The organism is Vibrio penaeicida (assembly GCF_002933855.1).
GTDB classification, from domain to species: domain Bacteria; phylum Pseudomonadota; class Gammaproteobacteria; order Enterobacterales; family Vibrionaceae; genus Vibrio; species Vibrio penaeicida_A.
In genome coordinates, this window is the sequence record NZ_BFAQ01000020.1 from 109,920 (window position 1) to 134,344 (window position 24,425).

At 43.7% G+C, this 24,425-nt stretch carries 19 protein-coding genes; 8 read left to right on the top strand and 11 right to left on the bottom strand.

Annotated elements, in window-relative coordinates; all coding sequences use genetic code 11:
• The first annotated feature begins 35 nt into the window (after window positions 1–35).
• From VPNCDNU1_RS11700 to VPNCDNU1_RS11710, 3 genes are all read left to right on the top strand, one after another.
• Window positions 36–629 carry a TRAP transporter small permease gene (locus VPNCDNU1_RS11700; RefSeq protein ID WP_104400471.1) on the top strand — a complete coding sequence of 198 codons (594 nt, stop codon included), beginning with the start codon at window positions 36–38 and terminating at the stop codon, window positions 627–629.
• Complete coding sequence (locus tag VPNCDNU1_RS11705; protein ID WP_104400472.1) at window positions 626–1,912, top strand: TRAP transporter large permease; 1,287 nt, start codon at window positions 626–628, stop codon at window positions 1,910–1,912. Before VPNCDNU1_RS11700 ends, VPNCDNU1_RS11705 begins: the two co-directional genes overlap by 4 nt.
• 239 nt (window positions 1,913–2,151) lie before the next feature.
• Window positions 2,152–2,880, top strand: coding sequence for a FadR/GntR family transcriptional regulator (locus tag VPNCDNU1_RS11710; protein WP_104400473.1), 729 nt, complete (start codon window positions 2,152–2,154; stop codon window positions 2,878–2,880).
• Here the strand turns inward: VPNCDNU1_RS11710 and VPNCDNU1_RS11715 are convergent.
• Window positions 2,847–5,930, bottom strand: a complete 3,084-nt coding sequence (locus VPNCDNU1_RS11715) for a 7TM diverse intracellular signaling domain-containing protein (protein ID WP_104400474.1) — start codon at window positions 5,928–5,930, stop codon at window positions 2,847–2,849. The genes VPNCDNU1_RS11710 and VPNCDNU1_RS11715 overlap by 34 nt on opposite strands.
• A 155-nt stretch (window positions 5,931–6,085) precedes the next feature.
• Here VPNCDNU1_RS11715 and VPNCDNU1_RS11720 point away from each other — a divergent pair, with 155 nt between their 5' ends.
• Window positions 6,086–6,796, top strand: a complete 711-nt coding sequence (locus tag VPNCDNU1_RS11720; RefSeq protein ID WP_104400475.1) for a response regulator transcription factor — start codon at window positions 6,086–6,088, stop codon at window positions 6,794–6,796.
• Between the two features lie 5 nt (window positions 6,797–6,801).
• Here VPNCDNU1_RS11720 and VPNCDNU1_RS11725 read toward each other — a convergent pair whose 3' ends face one another.
• Window positions 6,802–7,731: an SRPBCC family protein gene (locus VPNCDNU1_RS11725; RefSeq protein WP_104400476.1), complete on the bottom strand. Its 930-nt coding sequence runs from the start codon at window positions 7,729–7,731 to the stop codon at window positions 6,802–6,804.
• Between the two features lie 270 nt (window positions 7,732–8,001).
• Between VPNCDNU1_RS11725 and VPNCDNU1_RS11730 the strand changes: the two genes are divergently transcribed.
• Window positions 8,002–9,195, top strand: a complete 1,194-nt coding sequence (locus VPNCDNU1_RS11730) for an EAL domain-containing response regulator (RefSeq protein ID WP_104400477.1) — start codon at window positions 8,002–8,004, stop codon at window positions 9,193–9,195.
• 32 nt (window positions 9,196–9,227) lie between these two features.
• Here VPNCDNU1_RS11730 and VPNCDNU1_RS11735 read toward each other — a convergent pair whose 3' ends face one another.
• The 3 genes from VPNCDNU1_RS11735 to VPNCDNU1_RS11745 form a co-directional block, all read right to left on the bottom strand.
• On the bottom strand, window positions 9,228–9,725 hold the full coding sequence (locus VPNCDNU1_RS11735; RefSeq protein WP_104400478.1) for a GNAT family N-acetyltransferase: 498 nt from the start codon (window positions 9,723–9,725) through the stop codon (window positions 9,228–9,230).
• 96 nt (window positions 9,726–9,821) lie between these two features.
• Complete coding sequence (locus tag VPNCDNU1_RS11740; RefSeq protein WP_104400479.1) at window positions 9,822–10,796, bottom strand: ion channel; 975 nt, start codon at window positions 10,794–10,796, stop codon at window positions 9,822–9,824.
• A 112-nt stretch (window positions 10,797–10,908) separates the two neighbouring features.
• Window positions 10,909–11,808 carry a LysR substrate-binding domain-containing protein gene (locus VPNCDNU1_RS11745; protein WP_104400480.1) on the bottom strand — a complete coding sequence of 300 codons (900 nt, stop codon included), beginning with the start codon at window positions 11,806–11,808 and terminating at the stop codon, window positions 10,909–10,911.
• A 123-nt stretch (window positions 11,809–11,931) separates the two neighbouring features.
• Here VPNCDNU1_RS11745 and VPNCDNU1_RS11750 point away from each other — a divergent pair, with 123 nt between their 5' ends.
• Window positions 11,932–13,191, top strand: a complete 1,260-nt coding sequence (locus VPNCDNU1_RS11750) for a D-amino acid dehydrogenase (protein WP_104400481.1) — start codon at window positions 11,932–11,934, stop codon at window positions 13,189–13,191.
• 341 nt (window positions 13,192–13,532) lie between these two features.
• A complete protein-coding gene (locus tag VPNCDNU1_RS11755; protein WP_104400482.1) occupies window positions 13,533–15,080 on the top strand; it encodes an alanine/glycine:cation symporter family protein in 1,548 nt (515 codons plus the stop codon).
• Window positions 15,081–15,187: 107 nt separating this feature from the next.
• Here the strand turns inward: VPNCDNU1_RS11755 and VPNCDNU1_RS11760 are convergent, their stop codons facing one another.
• From VPNCDNU1_RS11760 to guaB, 3 genes are all read right to left on the bottom strand, one after another.
• Entirely contained in the window at window positions 15,188–15,784 is a 597-nt protein-coding gene (locus VPNCDNU1_RS11760; protein WP_104400483.1) for an acetate uptake transporter, read from the bottom strand.
• A 261-nt stretch (window positions 15,785–16,045) separates the two neighbouring features.
• On the bottom strand, window positions 16,046–17,599 hold the full coding sequence (gene guaA, locus VPNCDNU1_RS11765; protein WP_104400484.1) for a glutamine-hydrolyzing GMP synthase: 1,554 nt from the start codon (window positions 17,597–17,599) through the stop codon (window positions 16,046–16,048).
• An 81-nt stretch (window positions 17,600–17,680) separates the two neighbouring features.
• The gene (gene guaB / locus VPNCDNU1_RS11770; RefSeq protein ID WP_104400485.1) at window positions 17,681–19,147 is read right to left on the bottom strand and encodes an IMP dehydrogenase; all 1,467 of its coding nucleotides are present in this window, start codon (window positions 19,145–19,147) and stop codon (window positions 17,681–17,683) included.
• A 287-nt stretch (window positions 19,148–19,434) separates the two neighbouring features.
• Between guaB and xseA the strand changes: the two genes are divergently transcribed.
• Entirely contained in the window at window positions 19,435–20,691 is a 1,257-nt protein-coding gene (gene xseA, locus VPNCDNU1_RS11775) for an exodeoxyribonuclease VII large subunit (protein WP_371410791.1), read from the top strand.
• 104 nt (window positions 20,692–20,795) lie between these two features.
• On the opposite strand, the gene VPNCDNU1_RS11780 is transcribed toward xseA, so the two are convergent.
• From VPNCDNU1_RS11780 to bamB, 3 genes are all read right to left on the bottom strand, one after another.
• Window positions 20,796–21,032, bottom strand: coding sequence for a zinc ribbon domain-containing protein (locus VPNCDNU1_RS11780; RefSeq protein ID WP_104400487.1), 237 nt, complete (start codon window positions 21,030–21,032; stop codon window positions 20,796–20,798).
• Window positions 21,033–21,620: 588 nt separating this feature from the next.
• Window positions 21,621–23,105 carry a ribosome biogenesis GTPase Der gene (der, locus tag VPNCDNU1_RS11785; protein ID WP_104400488.1) on the bottom strand — a complete coding sequence of 495 codons (1,485 nt, stop codon included), beginning with the start codon at window positions 23,103–23,105 and terminating at the stop codon, window positions 21,621–21,623.
• Between the two features lie 154 nt (window positions 23,106–23,259).
• On the bottom strand, window positions 23,260–24,417 hold the full coding sequence (bamB, locus tag VPNCDNU1_RS11790; RefSeq protein WP_104400489.1) for an outer membrane protein assembly factor BamB: 1,158 nt from the start codon (window positions 24,415–24,417) through the stop codon (window positions 23,260–23,262).
• Window positions 24,418–24,425: the final 8 nt, after the last annotated feature.

Consider the following 24,425-nt stretch of genomic DNA (forward strand, 5'->3'; position numbering starts at 1 on the left):
AATGAGGGCAGCAATGCCCTCTCTCAGGAGGAATCATGATTGCAAGATTGGCATATAGATTAGAGAAAGTACTCGAAGGAATGTCTGTATTTCTTGTGCTGTCGATGACGTTTGTAATTGTGTTTGGCGTCATTATGCGTAAAACCGGTTCGTCTCTAATCTGGTATGACGAAGTCGCCTCTTTGCTGCTGGTATGGATAACCTATTACGGTGCCGCGACTGCAGCAATTAAACGAAGTCATCTTGGGTTTAGTGGCTTGTTATACAGTGCAAAAGGCACGCTTCAATCCACCTTATTTTGGGTATCAGAGGTCATTGTGATTGGGTTCTTTGCCTTAGTCGCTTTTTATGGCTGGACGGTACTTGAGTATTTTGAAGGTGAGACTCTAATCAGCTTACCTTGGGTTCCTGTTCCATTCGTGCAATCCGTTATTCCTATTGGCGCTATTTTGTTTATTTTTGCCGAGCTTCTTTCTATTCCACAAGCATTGCAAGACATGCGTGAAGGTCGAGATCACGACCGCGCCGAACTCGAAGAGTACGCAGAGGAATGTGGGATCGACACAGAAGACCTATTCCCCAATGGGGAGAAAACACAAGCACACAAAGAAATGGAGGCAAAATCATGATCTACCTGCTGTTATTTGGTGGTTTACTTGCGTTGGTAATGATCAATGTGCCTATCGCCGTTTCCATTGGCGTTGTTGCCATTAGTGGTATGTTGCTTACTTCTGGCTCTGACGCCATGCTCAATGTGCCACTCACCCTGTATGAAGGCGCGACCAAATTCCCGCTACTAGCCATCCCTCTATTTGTTCTGGCGGGTGAGTTAATGAACACCTCAAGTATCTCTCGTCGTTTGATTGATCTTGTCTCCGCCATGATTGGCTTTGTGCGTGGTGGTTTGGCAATGGTCAATATTGGGGTGTCTATGTTCTTTGCCGAGATATCAGGTTCTGCGGTGGCAGATGTTGCTGCTACCGGAAGCGTGTTGATGCCCGCAATGAAAAAACGCGGTTACAAGCCGACTTTTGTTGCCGCAATCACCTCGTCGTCCGCCTCGTTGGCCATCATCATTCCCCCCTCTATTTCGATGATCCTTTACGGTGCTATTGCGGATACCTCTATCGTAAAGCTGTTTTTAGCAGGCGTTGTACCAGGTGTGCTTGGCGGCGCATTAATGATGGCGCTCTCGTATTACTTCGCCATCCGCTACAACCTTCCTCGTGAAGAAGCGTTCAGTTGGAAAAACCTCAAGCAGAAGTTTAAAGAAGCGATTTGGGCTTTGTTTCTTCCCGTCATTATCTTAGGGGGTATTTTCGGTGGTGTGGTTACCGCTACCGAAGGTGCTGGGCTTGCCGTTATCGCAGCGCTAGTTATCGGTTTTATCATCTATCGAGAGCTTACCCTTGCTCATTTATACAAATGTATGATTCGAGCAAGCGTTCAAACGGCGGCAGTCATGCTCTTGGTGGCGACATCGGCTTTACTTGGTCTGTTTCTTACTGAAGTTCGACTTCCGCAAGAAATGGCTCAAGCGATTCTGGATTTTACAGAAAGCAAGATCGTAGTGCTAATGCTATTGAACGTCTTGTTCTTTATTCTGGGTATGTTTTTGCATGGTGCCGCGGCCATTATTTTAGTCGTCCCTATGGTTTTACCACTGGTGCTTCAGTTTGGCATAGACCCCATTCACTTCGGGCTGATTGTAACGCTTAACCTAGCTATTGGTCAGCAAACACCGCCAGTTGCCAGTGTACTCGCCACCGCATGCTCCATAGCGAAAGTGGATATTTGGTCAACAACCCGTGCGAACCTGCCATTTATTGGCGTGTTGATCGCACTTCTTCTCCTTGTGACTTACGTACCATTTATCACACTCGGTTTAGTCGACTTGGTTTATGGAAGCTAACCCCGTTTTGGGAAGTAGAAGGATGCTCCTCCACAATCTGGCTGACAAGCCTTCCCTCTATCAGCCAAGGCTGAACAAGGGCATGTCAGCCATTTGATTCTCATTATGTGCCTGTGAGGCTCTATGCTGACACATCGCTTTTGTGAATCCGTTCTTCTACTTCCCGTTTTTCTTAAGCTTGCTCTTAAACCGCACCATCTCCATAATTGTGAAAGAATTGTACACAATGGTAATTCCTTATGACTCGTTCAGCTTTTGCCTTTGAGCAAACCCTGAAAAACAAAACCAAAAAAGACATTCTGGCAGAAAAGATTCTGGAAATGATCGTAACCGGATTATTGCGGGATGGAGACGAGTTACCTAGCGAGCGAGAACTCAGTAGTATGTTTGGAGTGAGCAGAGAAACCGTACGTGGTGCTTTAGGAATTATACAAGCGTATGGAATGATCCACGTTTCGCATGGTTCAAAAACGCGAGTCAATCGAGATGAGCAGTTGCTTAAACGTAATGACTGGTTACCGGAGTCATCCAGCTTACAAATCAACAACCACTCGGTAGATACTGTTTTTGAAAGCCGGAAAGTGATCGAATCGGCCATTGCTCGTCAAGCTGCACTAAACATTACTCAGTCACAACTCAACGATTTGGCGACATTGCTTAAACAGCAATCCAAAATGTTCTCAGATCCTGTCCGGTTTCAATTGTCTGATCACCAATTTCATTTGAACATCGCAGAAATTGCAGCCAATCCGATTTTCATAAACTATTCCGATGAACTCTATTCCTTTGGGCTGAAGTTTCGCCGCCAAGTTATGAGTAAAAAAGGCTCCATAGAACAAAGCTATTTAGAGCACATGGCTATTTACGAAGCGTTGAGTCAACGCGATGCGGATGCCGCAGAGCAAGCCATGCTCAATCACCTCATCAGCGTACATCAAACAACCGTTGAAGAAATGGAAGACGCTTGAATTCGAGAAACCATTTCAGCCGTTTGCTTAGACAGTTTGTTGGCAATGTCTTTGTCAAACCTTCCTTCTTGTAGCAACAAGTCCAGCGATAACGCCATGTCCTGCAATTCAGTCGCCCCTATCGCCCCTGCGGTTCCCGCAAAATCGTGATAAATACGTTGAAGGTCGCGTGTGTTTTCAGCCTGAACTTCTGATACATCGTGCAAAAATGACGTGGCCATATCGGAGAAAATCATCAGCCTGTTTTTCACTTTGAGATCGCAATGAGCGCATTGACTCAACAAAAATGACATGTTGATGCCTTCAATCAGCAGCGTCGTCCCTTCGGATGGCCAACGTATCTCGCCTTTGGTGTAACGCTTTTTATCGAGAGCAATATCAAGACAGTAAGGAGAAAGTAGCGCCAGTAACTGATCGGCCATAATCGGTTTCGCAATGCAGTCATCAAATACATCGACACGTTGAGATACCGCGCCGGGGCTTGCACTCGTGCAGATGATGGTTAGATCCGAAAACTTTGGTTTTTTGCGAATTTCCATTGCGCATTCGATGCCATCCACCTCTGGCATATGAAGATCCAATAACAGCACGTGATACTGAGATTTCGACAATGCATCCAACGCTTGCTGACCATTTTCAACAACATCGACATCTGCACCAAACATGGCCAGCATGTCGCTGATGAACTCCTGATTCAATTTGTTATCATCCGCCACCAGCACTTTTAGCCCACTGAGTGCATAGTCCGTGTCGGACGGAGTACTTTGCTCATCCACCTCATTCCCGTTCATTTTACTCACAAGCTGAAGAACATCTGACACACGAATAGGTTTACTCAATCGGATGATATTGCCTTCCACCGCATCCACTTCGTCAATATTACAGAGCATAGCGACCGGAATGTCCGAAAGGTCGGTGGTTTGAAGTATGTCGATGAAGGTTTCTCCCGATATACCTTCCAATGCCTGATCCACCAGAATGAGATCGTAATTACACGTCATCTCTAACGCCTGTGAAGCCGACACCAGATCGCACTCCATGCCTAACCACTTTAACGTTAGCTCGGTGTTTTCTCCGAATAAGGTATTTTCACAGACCAGTAGAACATGCGCAGATTCGAATGGCCGTTCGGGTAGGTTAATTAATGGGAAAGACAATTCAAACGAAAAGAGAGAACCTCGCCCAACCTCACTAAAGCATTCTATCTGACCACCCATTAGGTGAACGATTTTCTGGCTAATCGACAAGCCAAGCCCAGTCCCTTTATGGTGTTCGTCCAATTGTGAGTATGGTTTGAATAAACGATCGCGAGATTGCTGGGATATCCCCTGTCCTGAATCCGAAATATTAAAGGCTAACACCACTTCATGACCGGCTTTGCGCACAACCGATATCCCCACTCCAACGTAACCATGATCCGTATGTTTGATCGCGTTGTTAGTCAAATTGATGATGACTTGTTCTAATCGAACACGGTCTCCCATTAAATGAGAAGGAACATCAGGTGCTACTTGAATGTGCATTTGAACTGGCTTCCCTGCCAGAGCGGGGGTAGAGACGGAAGTCACATGATCAACAACGTCAATCAAGCTGAAAGACTCGCATTTCAAGCTCAACTTTTTCTGTTCGAGCTTTGAAAAATCAAGGCTATCGTTAATGATCTTCACCAAATTTGAGGAGGCTTGCTCTATTTTCTCTAAATAGTCTTGTGTACTCAGTTGCCCTTTTCCCTGCTTTGCTAAATACACAAACCCAAGTACCGCATTCATCGGCGTTCGAAGTTCATGGCTAATGATCGCTAACGTGTTGGCTTTATCTTGAGCAATTTGCCTTTCAATGGACATTCGAGTTTCCGCATCCTGCTTATCTTGCTTCAGCAATTTAATGCGATTTGCCAAAGCCACCGAGAATAAGCATACCTCTACTACGCCCCCTAAATGCATTAGATAATTGGTGAGAACACTATCGTGTATTATCCCGATATTCGCCATGGAGTTCATGCTGACTCCGACAAATAGGAGTGACCACGCCACCAGATATAATCCAGAACCTTCAATTCTTTTGTAGAGTGCCGCAACCCCAACCAGCATGCCGATAACGCCAGACCCGATGGCAACAGCAAAGCTTAACTGACCTACGGTAGAGTAAGACACGATATAGGTCATCACGATCAAAAGTACTGAGACCGCTTTAGTGAGCTCAACAATGATGTTCACCCACGGCATCTTCTTACGAATTTGCAACAATTCCTGACTAAACAGCAACGTACAAAACGTGAGTAACCCAGTGGTAACGGGTATCGAACGGCTTGCCCAGTCTGGTGCATTTGGCCACAAATAGTGAAAAGCCAAACCATCCCAACACGCCGCACTTAATGCAGCACTCATCACAAAGAATAAGTAGTAGGCGTACACCTTGTCCCGTAGGCGAAAAAATACAAAAGCGTTGTATACCGCGATTAAAAGCAATCCACCATAAAAGAGACCAAGGAAGAAGTTTTCCTGCCCCAAAGTCTGCGCAAACTCAATGTCCGTATGGTATTCCAGAGGAAGCTGAAGAATACTTTCACTCTGTACTCTTAGATAAAATACGGTAGGTTCATCAGAGGAAAAGGCGACGCGAAACGTATTATGCCTGTCATGGAAAGGGCGCACATCAAAGGCATAACGATCCCCAGACTGTTGGTGTACAAGGCGTGTACCGTCTATTACTTGGTAAAAATCCAGGTAATCCAACGGTGTATAAGAAACCGTCAAGATACAACAATCTTCTTGCCGCTGCAGAAAGGTCACTTTTAACCAATAAGCCGATTTGCTGTAACCAAAGTTATGCACTTTATTCGTAGAAATGGCTTCCCAGTCCGATTGCTCTAACGACAAAACATCATTAATTCTCATGTTCGCACTTTTATCTTCAAATTTGCTCATACTGGCAATCGGAATAGATGTTTTCTTTACATGAGCTGAGCTTCCAAAACTCAACATTGAGCTGAGAATGAATAGAATGGCTACAAAGCTATATTTCATAAATGGGACATTAAAGTGCGACATGGAACATTACAATTGATAGTTTTTAAATTGAGCGAAATATTATAAACTATTTCAATATTTGATGGGTTGTTTCATTTTTTTAGCTGATACTCGTTGTAAATAATTAACAAACAATTTCCAAAACTGCATACCAATCTAGGGTCAGATTAGCTCTCATGCCTCATCGTCGTATTTTAGTAGTTGAAGATCACGCGCCTACACGTGAATCGCTCGTAAAAGCATTACAGTCTCAAGGCTATGATGTCCTCATCAATATTACTGGTGATGGCGTCTTCCAGCAGGTTGCTAACAGCCACCCGCCCATAGACTTAGTGCTTTGTGATGTCGTGCTGCCTAATGCAGATGGCACCGAGATTGCACATTGCCTTTCTAGAGAAAAATTATGTAAAGTCATCTTGGTGTCCAGCAGAAAGTCCGATGAAGATCGTATCAAAGGGCTGGCTCGCGGTGCTGATGATTATGTTGTGAAGCCACTGAATATGGTGGAAGTATTACTTAGAGTTCAAGCCGTATTACGCCGCAATGACGTCCCCTCACACGAGCACGATCAAGAATCTATCTACATCCATGTCTACCCTGGTATTCGCCTGCATAAAGAAAATAAGTTACTGCTTCATAAAGACGGGGCCGAGTTTCGCTTAACCGATGCGGAAAATGAAGCGCTGCTCTTCCTTATTGGCAACGCAGGAAAGGTATGCACTCGCCCTCAATTAGTGAAGATAACAAAAAGCCAGAATTGGTCGCCAACAGACCGCTCCATTGACATGCTGATAAGCCGCTTACGAAAGAAACTCGAAGCGAACAGCTCACATGCCGAGTTATTGGTAACGATTCGCGGCAAAGGTTACATGCTTGCTACTCAGTAACGCCATCACTTTTTGAACAGCACAATTTCGGTTCTGAGCTTCGTAATGTCCACATTATTTGGGTTATCGACATAGCGCTCGATACCCATAGGCTTACGAGTCACTTTTACTTTGTTTTGCCTGGCTGCCATCATGGCCATGGACCATGCATTGCCAAGAAATTGGTATGCACCAGTGTGTTCTACTACATACGTTTCACTTGCTTTTAGGTAACCACAAATAAATGGCTCTGGGACATTCACAGGCTCGGAAATCGGATAACATGTGCGAAAGTCAAAATGCATGGTTGCCATATCCATCCTGTCATACAGGGCAAACATTTCACCTGATGATTCAATATTTTGTTCCGCTAAAAATTCATCCAGTTTAACTATATCTCCTTGCATGGTTGGCCCCATGTCCTGAATACCTGCACCATTCTCAAGTGCAATATAATGCGTTGCAGGCAACATGCTATTTCCGATTAGCGTTAACTCAGAATGCACCTCCCCCGTTTCAACTAAGCTTTTGAGCATAAGCAAACCGCGGTCATAATCCATCCCGATCATCGATTTGAACATGCCTTTGAGAAAAAACAAAAACCAAGGGACACGGCTTTCCATCATCCAACTCAATCGAGTTCCCGAAGCCGTTGGCTCTGCCTTGAACTTAACGATAGCGGTGGACTTAAATGGGCGTAAAAAGGTCAGTGACATTTCTAACTGATTATCCGTTTTGCTCGTTAGCAGCATACCTCCCGCTCCGACCAAATTTCCGCTCCATTCATAACCCGATTGAATATTTCCTAGATCACCGCTGTAGGTCAATGTGCAATTTCTTTCCATAATCAACCACGGGGACCACTCTGGCCAATTTTTAAAGTTGCTAATAAACTTGATTATAAATTCTGGCGTCTTTTCAATTTCAATGTCTCGGTATACTTGATAACTCAGCATGTTCACCTCACTCCCTGTCTAGCTTTTAGTTATATTGGACAATTCACAACCGCACTTCAACGCCATTTCTTATCATCTACTGGTTTGTGTTAAACCTAATACCCCTAAATCTCGAGCTAAATAGAATAGTCAATAAGCTTGATATATCCGCTCCGTCTACTAGTTTTTTAATATATGGAACATAAAAGTTTCAATTTACTCATTGGCGCACAAAAAAATACAGATAAGTCAGTGATGAGAAAAACACGTTGGTTATAGGTGTAACAAGGCATGAAACATAAACAAATCGTCGTCATTGACGACTCCCAAGCTATTCTAATGGTCATGAAAACCATGCTGCTAGAGCTCGGCTATACCAGCGTAGTGACCTCTTCTAATCCTAAAAAAGCGCTGGAATCCATTCGTAACCACCCAGAAAAGTACAGTGCGGTTTTTACCGATCTCAACATGCCTGAAATTGACGGTATGGAAGTTATTAAGCAGTTAGGCGCAATGCAGTTTGAAGGCGGGGTTTGTATTATCTCCGATATGGAGAAACGAATCATAGAACTCGCTGCAGACATCGCTAGACAACATCAAGTTTGCTTGCTGGGAAATATTTCTAAGCCAATCGATCTAAATAGCCTGAAAAGAGCACTCGATAAACTAAAACAAATGGAAGAGCGTAATTTTGTACATTACGAGAAAATGTCAGAAGAGGAGCTCATCGATTACATCAAAAACCGCTACATTACCCCCTACTATCAACCCAAAGTGGGTATCCAAACTCATAAAGTTAATGGGGTTGAAGTGCTTGCTAGAATTTGCAAACCCGGCATACCTGAAGCGATTCTTCCCGGTCAGTTCATTCCAACCGCAATGCGTTATGATTTGCTCAATGACATTACTCTGCAGATTTTGGAAAAGTCTCTCGACGATCTTCCGGTTCTTTGTAAAGAGTTTGGTCAAGAACTAAAGGTTAGCGTCAACCTTTCTCCTAGCCAATTGGTCGATCCCACTTACCCCGATGCGTTAAATGAAATCGTCACATCGAAAGGCATAAATAAATCGCAGGTTATCTTAGAGATTACAGAAGAATTCGCTTTAAAAAGCACCGAGCAATTGGAGTCTTTGAACCGATTTCGTATCCGAGGGTTTGGATTGTCCTTGGATGACTTTGGTACTGGTTTTACAAACCTACAACAGCTTCGGAGCCTGCCGTTTACCGAGGTAAAAATTGATCGTAGTTTAATCACGGATATTCACTGCGATCAATTTAACCAAGTTGTCGTGAATTCTCTCGCCGACATCTCTTCAAGACTGAATGTCACGCTTATTGCAGAAGGTATGGAGACAATTGAAGACTTAAACTACCTCGAAGGCCATTACAAGAAAATGCACATTCAAGGCTTTCTGATTTGCACCCCAAGACCCATCGATAATTTGTTACGCTGGTATCATAGCTGGATTAAAGCCCCACATTAACGGGGTTAACAAATTATCTTAAAAAACATGGTCTAGAGAGAATGAAATGCGTTAGCGCGCATTCCTCTCATATTGCATCCATCCTCCATATAGGCAGGCGTAAACACCTCAAAACCTTGCTTTTGATAATACGGAACAAGGTACGACTGAGCTGAAATAAATACGGGTGTAGAAAACTCATGACGCTGCATAGCCGCTATGGAAACTCTCAGCAATTCGTCACCAAGACCTCTCCCTCGATACGCCTTATCCACTACAACTCGCCCTATAGCGGTATCGTGTTTGTGCTCACCTAGATATGGCTTAACTTCTTCTGGATACCCCATTCCTTGTGGTAGCAAACGTGAATACGCCACAACTTCATCACCATCAAAACCAAGAACATGCATGACACCTTCCGCACAGTCTTTCCCATCCAAGTCAGAATAAGGCGCATTTTGCTCAACAACAAAAATGTCTACTCTTAGCTTAAGCAGTTGATAAAGTTCGATTTGTGTCAACTGTTCGAATGTGCAAATTTTCCAGCGCATAGATCCTCCATTAAAAAGCAGAAGAACTATAGGTCCTACTAAGTTTTGGAGCATTAACAAAGGTTAACTAGAGATAACAAACACATACAGGTATTGCTAACGTGTCATTTTCTTAACGAAAACAACAACAAACAAAGCCATGGTAAAGCTCCCCAAAAAGGCCTCAAAAGCGGCAATAAACCGCGCCAACCCGATAGGTGATATATCGCCATACCCGAGCGTCGTAAAGGTAACGACGCTAAAATATAGAGCATTTAAGAACTCTAAAAAGACCGCCTTGTAACCATGTATGTTGGGATAAATCGGATTAGATGCCGTCGTACCAAGAAAAAAATACGCAAGAGCGCACATCATGATCAAACACACAGAAAACATGACCACTCTAATAGGGGATTCTCCGTAGCCACAGAACAAATCAACTCCTTTCGAAATAATGCGTTTGGAGCTGAAACGAGGCATTTGATAACGCCTAAATACCATCTCTTTTTTAAAAAAATGTCCGGCAATTTCAAAAAGACCTTCTTTTTCACATTGCTTTCGAATGCACCGAGCGACTTCTTCAGCCTCTTGGCATAGCTCAACGGATTTCTTTGTCTCTCCCTGTCGAATAGCATCCATTGCTTTTCTTTCTTGTTGAAGCTCTTTCCCCCATTCAACGTTCTCAAGGCGAGCTCTACTCAGATCAGCGCCAAGCAAATTGCAATTTTCGAGATGTGCACAATGCAGGTTTGATCCAGCCAGCGTGCTTTTCATTAAAGAGGAACCTCTTAGGTCGAGACCAAAGAAATGCGCATTACGCAAATCTGCTCGATAGAAATCCGCATCACGACATTTGTAGCCTTCTCTACTTCCCCGATTCACAAGGTTGATGTCTTCCAGTTTGGCTCTAGAAAGCTGGAAACCATCCAGTGGCTTTCCATCTTTCGCCCATTGTTCAACTTTGGCTTTTACATCATCGTTACTCTTGTCCACTTTAGGATCATGCCAATAGCACAAACCCGATTCGCCAGCAGGTTCATTGCACTGCCAACCATCGGGGTTGCAATATTTACATGTTTTTTTTGTTGTCATAAACATTCGCCCTAAAAAGCTCAGAAAAGGCATCAAGCCAATGGTGCTAGATGCAAAACACTTTTTAAGTGTAGGTGGGGATTAAAGCCCTCACAAAATGAGACGCTGTTATTTATTCGTTTCCTGCTTCTTGTCTTAACCAGTGAACAAATTTATCTATATTCTCACTCTTTTGATGCTGAATAAAAAAATACCCGGCTTCCACAGGTGTTGCCGAAAATGGACTACACAGCCTTTGCGTTTTTATGTCTTCTTCTAAAAGAGAAAGCCTTCCCATCGCAACACCAACACCCGCTTCTGCCGCCGCCATGGCCATATCTGCTCGGTTAAAGAAATGCCCTTTTAGCTCACTAGAAGAGACATTATTAAGCTTCATCCACATCTGCCACTCCACGTCTTTTTCAGCGTGCCGCCAAGGCATTCCATCGTGCAGCAACAAGACTTTCTCCCATACCTTGAGATCACTTTCCCAATCGTGCCGTGCCATAAAGGAAGGGGACATGACAGGAAGAAGAGATTCTTTAAGAAGCAAACTGGCACGTGAATCTCTGTATGGAACCACACCGTAATCAATCACCAAATCAAAATCGCCACTGTATGCATCCACTATTGCTGCTTCGGCATAGATCTGGATTTGGATATCAGGGTGAAGATTATAGAAATTTTGCAACCTAGGTATTAACCACTTATAGGCAAATGATGGAGTGAGCTTAAGGCGAATTTCTTGTTCTGCATTATCGATACTACGAATACTCTCGATGGCATGATGTATAACCGTTAGCCCTTGTTGGGTCGATTCAAACAGAATTCGACCATTTTCATTGAGCTGAACACCGCGAGAATGTCTTTCAAACAAAGGAAAACCTAGCTGTTTTTCAAGCAACGATATTTGTTGGCTGATTGCCCCAGTTGTTTTATGTAGGATGCGAGAGGCTCCTGTAAAACTGCCTTCCCGCGCTGCGACTTCGAATGTCGATAAGTGGCTAACAATACTGCTTTTCACAATTTCCATTCTCTCACCCAATCTTTGTATTTAATTTTTCTAAAGGCTAGATGCAATTTTTATCGATTGTTAAACATTTGTAAACACCCGACACTAAGCCGGAATAGACGAATTAAAACGGACAAGTAAAAAATGAAAGCCTTAGTGATTGGAAGTGGTGTTATTGGTTTAACCAGCGCATGGTATTTAAGACAAGCAGGATTTGATGTCGATGTTATCGATAGGCAAGAATGCAGTGCATTGGAAACCAGTTTTGCTAATGCTGGGCAACTTTCTTATGGCTACTCAGCCCCATGGGCTGCGCCTGGAGTTCCGTTCAAAGCAATCAAATGGCTAGCTCAAACACATGCACCACTTAAAATATCCCCACCATTAGATTCAAACATGATGGGCTGGAGCCTAAAGATGCTGGCAAATTGCACTGAGGAAAAATACCAACAAAACAAATCGAGAATGCTTCGATTAGCGAATTACAGCAAATTGAGCATGGGGGAATTAAGGCAATCTCTCGATATAGAATTTGAAGGAAAAGAGCTCGGTACATTGCAGGTATTTCGCAGTGCAGCGCAAATAGACGCCGTCGGAAAAGACATGGTTCTATTAGAAAAAAGCGGCATTCAACATCATCTACTCAATGTTGATCAGTGCATTGAAAAAGAGCCAGGGTTGGCAGCAGTAAAGCATAAACTCACAGGCGGGTTATATCTGCCCAATGATGAAACTGGCGACTGCTTTTTGTTTTGTCAGCAGTTGGAACAGCACTGTAAGAATGCAGGTGTTCAATTTCACTACAATCAAGAAGTGAAAGCGATTCAACATAACAAAAAAGTGATCACTGGAATCACAACCACTCAACAAGAATTTCAAGCCGATAAATACATCGTAGCCATGGGCAGTCACTCTACAATATGGCTCAAACCTTTAGGAATTCATTTACCAGTTTACCCAGTTAAAGGATATTCCTTAACGGTGCCAGTAGAAAATATAGATTACGCACCACATTCAACCATCATGGATGAAACGTATAAAGTCGCCATTACTCGATTTAAGGATCGGATTCGAGTAGCAGGAACCGCGGAACTCGCTGGGTTTAACCAAACCCTTCCTTGTAAGCGTACTCAAACAATCAATAAAGTTCTCACTGACCTTTTCCCCAAAGCGAGCAGATTATCGGATGCCGAGTACTGGACAGGGCTACGCCCAATGACCCCAGACGGAACACCGATCATCGGGCAAACGCCGTTATCGAACATGTACACCAATACTGGTCACGGCACACTTGGGTGGACACTCGCTTGTGGGTCCGGACGATTATTGGCTGATATTGTAGCTAATCAAACACCAGATATTGAGCATGAAGACTTATCCTACTCTCGCTACTCGCTCAACTAACTCTATAACTCTGGGCTTCCAACGGAATCAAGCAGTCGGCCTCATTAAAACCATAAAAATTTAATTCTAAATAAATAGATTTATCCAAAATTTAAAATATAACCAAACGCAAAACTATACAGAATCATAGTCGATATCTTTATTCTTTTTGAAAAATAATAATTATACATACCGCCGATTTGCACAATTTATAGCCACTATATTGCAAAATATTAGCGATACGTGCTCTAACTCACGATAGCAACAACGGTTAGATAAAAATATTAACAACTTAGTCACATTCGAGATTAATATATCGTTCGATTTTCACACAAACACAACATCAATATAGGGAAAGAGTCATGCAGTCACTCGTCGACTTTCTTAATGGAATAATATGGAGCCCAGTACTCATTTACTTATGCCTGGGCGCTGGCTTGTTCTATTCCATCACTACTCGCTTTGTTCAGGTTCGTCATTTTTCAGAAATGTGGCGTTTGCTTTTATCAGGCAAAAGTTCCTCTAAAGGCATATCTTCATTCCAGGCTCTCGCGGTTTCGCTTTCAGGACGCGTAGGTACGGGTAACATCGCTGGTGTCGCTGCGGCAATCGGATTCGGTGGTCCTGGAGCGGTATTCTGGATGTGGGTAGTGGCTTTCTTAGGTGCCGCAACAGCCTACGCAGAATCCACATTAGCGCAAATTTACAAAGAAGAAGATGAAGGTCAGTTCCGTGGCGGTCCTGCTTATTACATTGAAAAAGCGATGGGTCAAAAATGGTATGCATGGATTTTTGCTATAGCCACTATCTTCGCGTGTGGTGTTCTTCTTCCGGGCGTTCAATCAAACAGTATTGGTAATGCCGTTGAAGCCGCATTTGGTACGGGCATGATGATAGATACAGGTCTAGGTACTTACAGTTTTGCTAAAATCTTTACTGGCACCTTTATTTCCATCATTTTGGCTTTCATCATTTTTGGTGGTGTTAAGCGTATTGCTAACTTCACGCAATTCGTCGTTCCTTTCATGGCATTAGCCTACATCGTCATTGCGTTTGTCATCATCCTTCTTAATATTGGTGAAGTACCACGTATCTTCTCAATGATTATTGGTGATGCGTTCACTCCAATGGCAGGCTTTGGCGCAGCCATCGGTTGGGGCGTTAAACGTGGTGTTTACTCCAACGAAGCGGGTCAAGGTACTGGTCCTCATGCCGCTGCGGCAGCAAGCGTCGACCACCCAGCACAACAAGGATTAGTTCAGTCCTTCTCAATCTACATTGATACATTGCTCGTTTGTTCCGCAACGGCATTTATGATCCTTATCACTGGCGCTTATAACGTACATGGTGGTGCTGAAGGGCAATTCCTCATCCAAAATCTACCTGCAACAATCGGCGCTAATGGCCCAGTCTTCACCCAAATGGCGATAGAAAGTACGCTACCAGGTGTTGGGAAACTGTTCATTGCTTTTGCTTTATTCTTCTTCTCATTCACCACTATTTTGGCTTACTACTACATTGCCGAAACCAACATTGCTTACATTCGACGTACGTTCAAACTGAGCGGAATGATGTTTGCGCTTAAATTGGTCATTCTGTCTGCAGTATTCTACGGAACAGTAAAAACAGCGAACCTAGCTTGGGCAATGGGTGATGTAGGCGTAGGCGCAATGGCTTGGCTCAACATTATCGGTATTCTGATCATCTTCTTTATGGCAAAACCTGCACTTAAAGCCTTAAAAGATTATGAGCAGCAGCAGAAAGCGGGCGTAACTGAATATACGTTTAACCCAGTAAAGCTTGGTATTAAGGGAGCGACTTACTGGGAAGAAAAATACAAACGTAAAACAGGTAAATCACCGTCAACCGAAGAATCGGCAGATGGTGTAGAGCAACAACCTTCGGTGTAACCGTTCGTTTTACTCAAAAATATCCAGTCGGTAAACAACATAAGGGATAGCATTTGCTATCCCTTCTTTTCATTGCCAATCCAATTTTCGTCGTCTTGCGACAGTTCTTAAGCAGCAATTTGTTCTGTATTGATTTTTGGTGAAGGCTTTTTCTCACCGATTGGCAAAATAGTTCTGCCATATTCGTTGTTGATCACTTGAGCCATCGCAAAATAGATCGCACTCGCTCCACAGAATATCCCCTCAAAACCAGCAATCGTGCCTACAAACTCACTTCCGGTAAAATCTCGAATTGCCAGCAACGCAAAAAGAATGGTCAGCGAGCCAAACACTACTTGCTTCGCGATTGGGTAACACAGTGAACCAATAAACATAAATGCAGTAAAGATTCCCCATAAAGTGAGATACCACCCCATAAAGTGCTCAGGGCTTTTTGGTAGCCCCATATAAGGTAGAACGATACAACCAACTAGCGTTAACCAAAACAAGCCATAAGATGTAAACGCAGTGGTACCAAACGTATCCCCACGCTTAAAGCACATCATGCCAACAATCACTTGGCTTAACCCACCATAGAAAATCCCCATTGCAAGAATCATGGAATCAATTGGGAAAAAACCTGCATTGTGGATATTCAGTAAAATAGTGGTCATTCCAAATCCCATTAACCCCAAAGGGGCGGGGTTGGCTAACTTAGTCGACATATCTCATAACCTTCAAATTTATTAATAAAAAATACAGGAAAATTTTATAAGGTTTTGAAGATTATTGTGACACTAGCTTGTGCAAACTAAGTTTGTGGCAATGATCAGATAAAAACTTGGAGAGTCGGAAGCTTGGTGAGCAGAGATTTGAGTTAACACTGGTTTGGGTGAATAAAGGTTTGGGTGAACAGAGATTTGAATGAAAAAAAAGCTAAAAAAATGCCAGCGCGAAGGCTGGCATTGATATCTAGCGAGAGGAAATTATTCCCACTCAATTGTCGCTGGTGGCTTACCTGAAATATCGTAAACCACACGAGAAATACCATCCACTTCGTTGATGATTCGGTTAGAAACCTTACCAAGGAAATCGTATGGTAGATGCGCCCAGTGAGCGGTCATGAAGTCGATAGTTTCTACTGCACGTAGTGAAACAACCCAATCGTACTTACGACCATCGCCCATTACACCAACAGAGCGTACTGGTAAGAATACCGTAAACGCTTGAGAAACTTTATGGTACAAGTCTGCAGCATGCAGCTCTTCAATAAAGATAGCGTCAGCGCGGCGTAGCAAGTCACAGTATTCTTTCTTGATTTCACCAAGAACGCGAACACCTAAACCCGGACCAGGGAATGGGTGGCGGTAAAGCATGTTGTATGGAAGACCCAGTTCTAGACCAATCTTGCGAACTTCATCTTTGAATAGTTCACGCAATGGCTCAACTAAGCCCATCTCCATGTCATCCGGTAATCCACCAACATTGTGGTGAGATTTGATAACGTGTGCTTTACCGGTCTTAGATGCAGCAGACTCGATAACATCTGGGTAGATAGTTCCCTGAGCAAGCCACTTCGCATTCTTCAGTTTCTTAGATTCTTCATCGAAGATGTCTACAAATACGTGACCAATGATCTTACGCTTCGCTTCTGGATCAGCTTCGCCTTCCAGAGCATTTAGGAAACGGTCTTCAGCATTCACATGGATGATGTTAAGGCCAAACTTATTGCCGAACATATCCATAACTTGCTCAGCTTCGTTCAAACGCAATAAACCGTTATCAACGAATACACAAGTCAGCTTGTCACCAATTGCTCGGTGAGCAAGCATTGCTACAACTGAAGAATCAACACCACCCGACAAACCGAGAATAACTTCATCGTCGCCTACCTGCTCTTTAATTCGAGCGACGGCATCTTCAATGATGGATTCAGATGTCCATAAACGCTCACAGCCACACACGTTCAACACGAAGTTTTCAAGCATTGTCATGCCATTTTTCGTGTGCGTTACTTCTGGGTGGAACTGAACGCCGTAATATTTCTTCTCATCATTTGCCATTGCCGCGTATGGGCAAGTGTCAGTTTGAGCGATCTTAGTGAAATCAACTGGGATTTCTACGACCTTGTCACCGTGGCTCATCCATACATCTTGAGTCTCTTCAAGAGAGGCAAATAATGCAGAATCACCTGTTACTTGAACGGCTGCATAGCCAAATTCACGCTCATTGGAACCAGCAACTTTACCGCCTAACTGCTCGGCCATGGTCTGCATGCCGTAGCAAATACCAAAAACTGGTACACCAGAGTCGAATACGTATTGAGGAGCACGAGGAGAGTTGTTTTCCGTTACGCTTTCAGGGCCACCAGAAAGAATAATGCCATCTGGGTTGAATTCGCGAATATCCGCTTCTTCAACATCCCAGCTCCATAGTTCACAGTAAACACCAATTTCACGGATGCGTCGTGCAACAAGCTGAGTGTATTGAGAACCAAAATCGAGGATCAAAATACGTTGGTCATGAATGTTCTTAGTCATTTTCGTCTCTTAAGATCAAATAGGTTAAGCGATGAAGATGCGCATTAGCACGCATCTTCAAGGTTAATTCTTTAGGAGTAATTACTGGCCAGTACGGTAGTTAGGCGCTTCTTTCGTCATCTGTACATCGTGGACGTGAGATTCTTTCATTCCCGCGCCAGAAATACGTACGAATTCAGCTTTAGTGCGCATATCGTTGATTGTTGCGCTGCCAGTTAGGCCCATGCTTGAACGCAAGCCGCCCATTTGCTGATGAACAATTTCTTTCAAGCGACCTTTATAAGCGATACGACCTTCGATGCCTTCAGGGACAAGCTTGTCGGCAGCGTTATCAGATTGGAAGTAGCGGTCAGAAGAACCTTTGGACATCGCACCAAGTGAGCCCATGCCACGGTATGACTTGTATGCACGACCTTGGTAAAGCTCAACTTCACCCGGTGCTTCTTCAGTTCCCGCAAACATAGAACCGACCATTACACACGAGGCGCCCGCTGCAATGGCTTTACAGATATCACCAGAGTAACGAATACCGCCATCAGCAATTACAGGAATACCGTATTCAGCGGCTGCGTCTGCTGCATCCGAAATCGCTGTGATTTGCGGTACACCAACACCTGTAACAATACGAGTTGTACAGATTGAACCTGGACCGATACCCACTTTAACTGCACTCACACCCGCTTCAATTAGGGCTTTCGCACCCGTTGCCGTTGCAACGTTACCGCCAATGATATCGAGGTCAGGGAACGCAGCGCGAGTTTCGCGGATCCGATTCAATACCCCTTCAGAGTGACCGTGAGATGAATCGATAAGTAAAATATCCACACCAGCATCAACAAGCGCTTTCACGCGCTCTTCATTACCTGCGCCTGCACCTACTGCAGCACCAACGCGTAAGCGACCTTGAGCATCTTTACATGCGTTAGGCTTACGCTCTGCTTTATGGAAATCTTTTGCAGTGATCATGCCTTTTAGTTGGAACTCTTCGTTCACTACCAAAACTTTCTCTACACGGTGCTCTTGCATCAACTTTTGTACTTCTTCACGAGAAGCACCTTCTTTCACTGTCGCAAGACGTGTTTTCGGTGTCATCACGTCTTCAACTTTCTTAGTAAGATCAGTAACGAAGCGCACATCGCGGCCTGTAATGATACCAACTAATTCATTGTTTTCAGCAACAACAGGGTAACCAGCAAAACCGTTTTCTTCAGTTAACGCTTTTACATTTTCAATAGTCGCTGTTGGCTCAACAGTAACAGGCGCAGTAACCACACCTGCTTCGAAGATCTTAACAAGATGCACTTGATGAGCTTGTTGCTCAATCGACATGTTTTTGTGGATAAAGCCAATACCACCTTCTTGCGCCAGCGCGATGGCTAGGCGAGCTTCCGTTACGGTATCCATAGATGCAGAGATCATTGGGATATTCAAAGTGATGTTTTTAGTCAGCTGAGTGCGAAGATCAGCAGTGTTCGGAAGAACAGTGGAGTGTGCCGGGACGAGTAAAACGTCGTCAAAAGTTAAAGCTTCTTTTGCGATTCGTAGCATTTGCAATATCTCACAACAAGGTGTTAATAGGAATAAACCCAAGCTTTATCGTTTCGCATAATAAAGTGATTTGGATTTGATATTGCAGACGGATTATACGCACAGGGCAATCGCTTGACCACACATTTTTTTATTTTTTATTTGCAATCACCCCCTTGATATGTATTATATTGCCGCTAATTTCCATATTCACGCCTTAGAGATTATTTGTGTCTTCTCTGACCAATAATAATATTTTCACTGTATCTCGCTTAAACTCGGAAGTCCGTCTGCTGCTCGAAAATGAAATGGGCATTGTATGGCTAGTGGGTGAAATTTCTAATTTCTCTGCACCCGTTTCCGGTCATTGGTACTTCACGCTGAAAGACTCTCGCGCCCAAGTGAAATGTGCGATGTTTCGAGGCAACAACCGCCGAGTTACATTCAAACCACAAAATGGAAATCAAGTATTGGTGAAAGCCCGATTGTCTCTCTATGAGCCAAGGGGTGACTACCAACTTATCATTGAAAGTATGCAACCCGAAGGCGACGGACGACTTCAGCAAGAATTTGAAGAGCTGAAGATGAAACTTGCTGCTGAAGGTCTGTTTGCTCAAAGTACAAAGCAACCTTTACCAGAAAATCCGACTCGTGTGGGTGTTGTTACATCCAAGACGGGCGCAGCACTGCACGATATTCTAGACGTATTAAAGCGACGAGATCCCACACTTCCTATCGTTATCTACCCTACGTTAGTTCAGGGAGACACCGCAGCTATTTCAATTGCTCAAGCGATTGGTAGAGCGAACGAACGCAACGAGTGTGATGTACTTATTGTCGGACGGGGCGGAGGTTCGTTAGAAGATTTATGGTGTTTTAACAATGAAATCTTGGCACGCACAATTGCCGCAAGCCAGATCCCTATTGTTTCTGCCGTAGGTCATGAGGTAGATGTCACCATTGCTGATTTTGTAGCTGACATGAGAGCACCTACACCTTCAGCGGCGGCCGAATTAGTCAGCCGAGACAACAATCACAAAGTGTTATCACTGAAGCAAAAGCGCCAACACTTACATCAGGCAATGTTGCAGTATCTTACCGACCACAAATCTTCGCTAAATATGTTGGAAAGAAAGTTGGAAAGAAAGCACCCAAGCTACCAACTTCAACAGCAAAGCCAGAGATTGGATGAATTAGAACAACGGCTGCGCGTTGCAATGAACCAAAGGTTATCAGGTAATAGCCGAACAATGGTGAATTTGGATCACCGGCTCGCATTACACAATCCTCAGCGAAAACTCAATCAGCTTCAGAGTGAGCTTTCTAGCAGTAAAGCAAAACTGTTCGATGCCATGGATAGGCAGTTGTTACTGTCTCGACATCAATTGGCTCTAGCCGCAGAGAAGTTGGACACAGTTAGCCCACTAGCCACATTAAAACGTGGTTACAGTATTACACAGCTAGAAAATGGTGATGTGGTTACCGATGCTAACGAAATTAAAACGGGTGATGTACTTATCACCCGCCTTGCTGATGGGAATATTCGCTCAACCGTTTCTGATTAGCGCCAATACATTTCTAACAACGACTAATAATTTCTGTCTACTACCAAAGTTAGAGCTTCGGATTCCGTTTTCTTGCGTTTTTAGCTTCCTAAAGCAGAAAAATATCAAGCCACATTCGATTGTTTTTTATAGACAAAAGTAACCCGAGTCTTGGATTTAAGCTCATTGCAGCTTGGGCAAAAATAACTCGCAGCTCCGCACGCTTGAAGCTTTTCTAGAGATTGTTCGCAGTCAGGGCAGAACGCAAGCTTCTGATAATCTTCAGAGCAGAAATCGCAGTGATATAACCCACCATTCCATCTCAATTCGCTGTCACAGTGTTTGCACACATTGTCATTCATATCTTCACCCTCTTTACCACGAAGTACATGGTGGATAATGAGGTCATAACTAAATACGCGCTTTGATCTGTATCAGATGTTAATCCGAACTGAAGCTTCTTGGGGCTACGATCTTTCACGATTAAATTTTTTATGTCAGTTATATGTATTCTAGTCACAATGTAAGGTACGTATTCATGTTATTTTTCAATCATATTTCCGTAATCAAACCGTGATTATTGGGACAAAGTTACGAATACAGATCTTTTCCGATCTTCCGCACTAGGACATCTGATCAGCGATCAGCATCAAAAAGAACATTTATATAACCACACCCCGAAAGCATAAGTTACATATGCTGTATTTGAATTTTAAATAGATATAAAAACCAAAAGAAAGATAGAAAACAACAGGTATCAGAATTTAATATTCGATCAAAAATCAATTGTCATTCGAATGTAAGTGAACATTACAACGCTTAAAACTACACTTAACCCTTTGTTTTTGAATATATATACCTTAATAGATACTTATCTATTGGTAGATCCATCAAAGGGAAATACGCGAATTATCTTTGAATACAAAAAAGCGCCTTTCGGCGCTTTTTAGTTATTTGTTTCGATTTTTCATCATCGACATAAGGCGTTTACGTTTTCGCTCTTGCGACAACGTAAGTTTGTTGGACTTACCTTCAAATGGGTTGTCACTGCTTTGGAATTGAATTCGGATAGGAGTACCCATAATTTCCAAAGAACGACGGTAGTAGTTCATTAAGTAACGCTTATAGGAGTCTGGTAATTCATGTACTTGGTTGCCATGAACAACAATGATTGGAGGGTTATAACCACCAGCGTGCGCGTATTTCAATTTCACTCGGCGACCACGCACCATTGGCGGTTGGTGATCATCTTGCGCCATTTTCATGATTCGAGTTAGAACAGATGTACCAACACGAGTCGTTGCAGATTTATACGCTTCTTGAACCGATTCAAACAAGTGCCCTACACCAGTACCGTGCAACGCTGAGATAAAGTGAATTCGTGCAAAATCGACAAAACCTAGGCGGCGATCAAGCTCTTTCTTCACATGCTCTTTTACATCAGTATCTAGACCATCCCACTTATTCACCGCAATCACAATGGAGCGACCGGAATTCAAAGCAAAGCCTAATAAACTTAAGTCTTGATCAGATATGTTTTCTCGAGCATCAATAACCAGCAGCACTACGTTAGCGTCTTCGACGGCTTTCAAAGTCTTAACAACTGAAAACTTTTCTACCGTCTCATTGATACGTGTGCGGCGGCGTACACCTGCTGTATCAATCAGGACATATTCACGTTCATCACGCTGCATTGGAATATAAATAGAGTCACGAGTAGTGCCTGGAGCATCAAATACTACAACTCGCTCTTCACCAAGAATACGGTTTGTAAGCGTCGATTTCCCTACATTAGGACGACCAATGATAGCCAGCTTTATTGGTTGATCTTGTAAGCGTTTGAATTCAGCTTCTGCTTCTTCTTCGGTGTAATCCAGTTTTTCTTCCGGGTCTTCAAAGTCTGTGAGGTCTTCCAGCTCACCTTCAGCATTTGCAATGAGTTCTTCTGCAAATGGATTAAGAGCGCGGTCAATCAACGCTGCTACACCACGACCATGAGATGCCGCAATTTGATACATGTTTTCAACACCAAGCTTCCAGAAATCGGCGCACGCTGCATCGGCGTCAATACCGTCTACTTTGTTCACCACCAGCATAGCTGGCTTCTCTATTTTTCGAAGGTGCATCGCAATGGCTTCATCCGCTGGTGTTAACCCAGCACGACCATCAACCATAAAGAGAACCACATCAGCTTCATCAATCGCTGCCAGCGACTGCTGTGCCATCTTTGTTTCTACACCCTCTTCCGTTCCATCAATACCACCAGTATCGATAACGATGAAATCATGTTCACCCAGTTTTGCTTGACCGTATTTACGATCCCGAGTTAATCCAGGGAAGTCGGCTACTAACGCGTCACGCGTTCTAGTCAGACGGTTAAAAAGCGTCGACTTACCAACATTAGGACGCCCTACAAGAGCAACTACAGGAATCATATGTACCTCTACAATCTCATTTCTTAATGTAGCTATAGGTAAATCATTAGCACTAAAGCTTAGAACTTACCTATAACCACACTTGTTTAATTATCAATAAAACGGCTCTTGACTGAGAACAGCCAAGAGCCGATTGTGAATTATATCACGTTATTTACTGGATCTGCAGTTTCTTTACAGCACCAGAACGTGTCACTACAACATAACCTTGGTCAACAACAATAGGCCCTACAGCAAAGCCACTGTCATCTATAAGTTGCTGAGCAACAAACTTACCAGAGTCCTTCTCCAGCCAATGTAGATAGCCTTCTGTATCTCCAACGACTAACTTGCCGTCGATAATTGAAGGAGCCGTTAATAAACGGTGCTCTAACTGTTTGTTGCTCCAGATTTCAGTACCACTACGTGCATCAACCGCGACGAGGTGATCTTTGTCTGTAACTAAGTAGAGGTTGCTACCATCTGTCACCATGTCGGTTGCAGATGAGTAAGTTCGTTTCCAAGATGGTGCACCAGAACGTAAGTCAATCGCCACAAGCTGGCCGTTCACGCCAACAATGTATAACGTGCTACCAATAATAATGGGCGATGCATCGGCATCGACTAGTCGATCAATCTCGGTGGAACCTTTAGGCGTTCCCACTGGCTGCTGCCAAATCAGCTGCCCACGAGCAACAATCGCAGCCGCAATTCGACCATTCGCCGTCCCCCAGAAAACACCACCAGAAATGGTGACAGGAGAACTGTCTCCGCGCAGCGTTAAGCTGGGGACTTCTGAACTCACCGTCCACTCTTGAGAGCCGTCTTCTTGGTTTAAAGCGACCAATATGCCGCGAGAAGTATGGACCATTACAAGATTTGCGTCGGTTGCAGGCGTTGCAAGTACTTCACCTTCCACTGAAGAACGCCAAAGGACCTCGCCGTTTTCTGCAGAAAGCGCTATTAATTCGCCATTTTCACTGCCGATAAACAACTTGCCAAACGCGGCGGCTATTCCACCAGATAAGCGGGCTGAATTTTCCGACTCTACAGTGGTAGACCAGTTTGCTTTACCTGTATTAGGATCCAGTGCCTTTACTTGCCCATCGCGACTGGCAACGAACACATTGTCGTACGCATAGACAGGTTTTAGTTTGGAAAAATAATGCCCAACACCATCACCAATCGAAGCAGACCAGTTACTCGCTGGTGTGAATTGGCTTTCAACAACAGGCAAAGGTGCCATTACGATGGTGTCTTCTTCGCCCGCACATCCGGCTAAGCCGGCTACAGCTAAGGCGCACATCACAGCTCGGTTGAGCATTTTCTTCATTCGATACA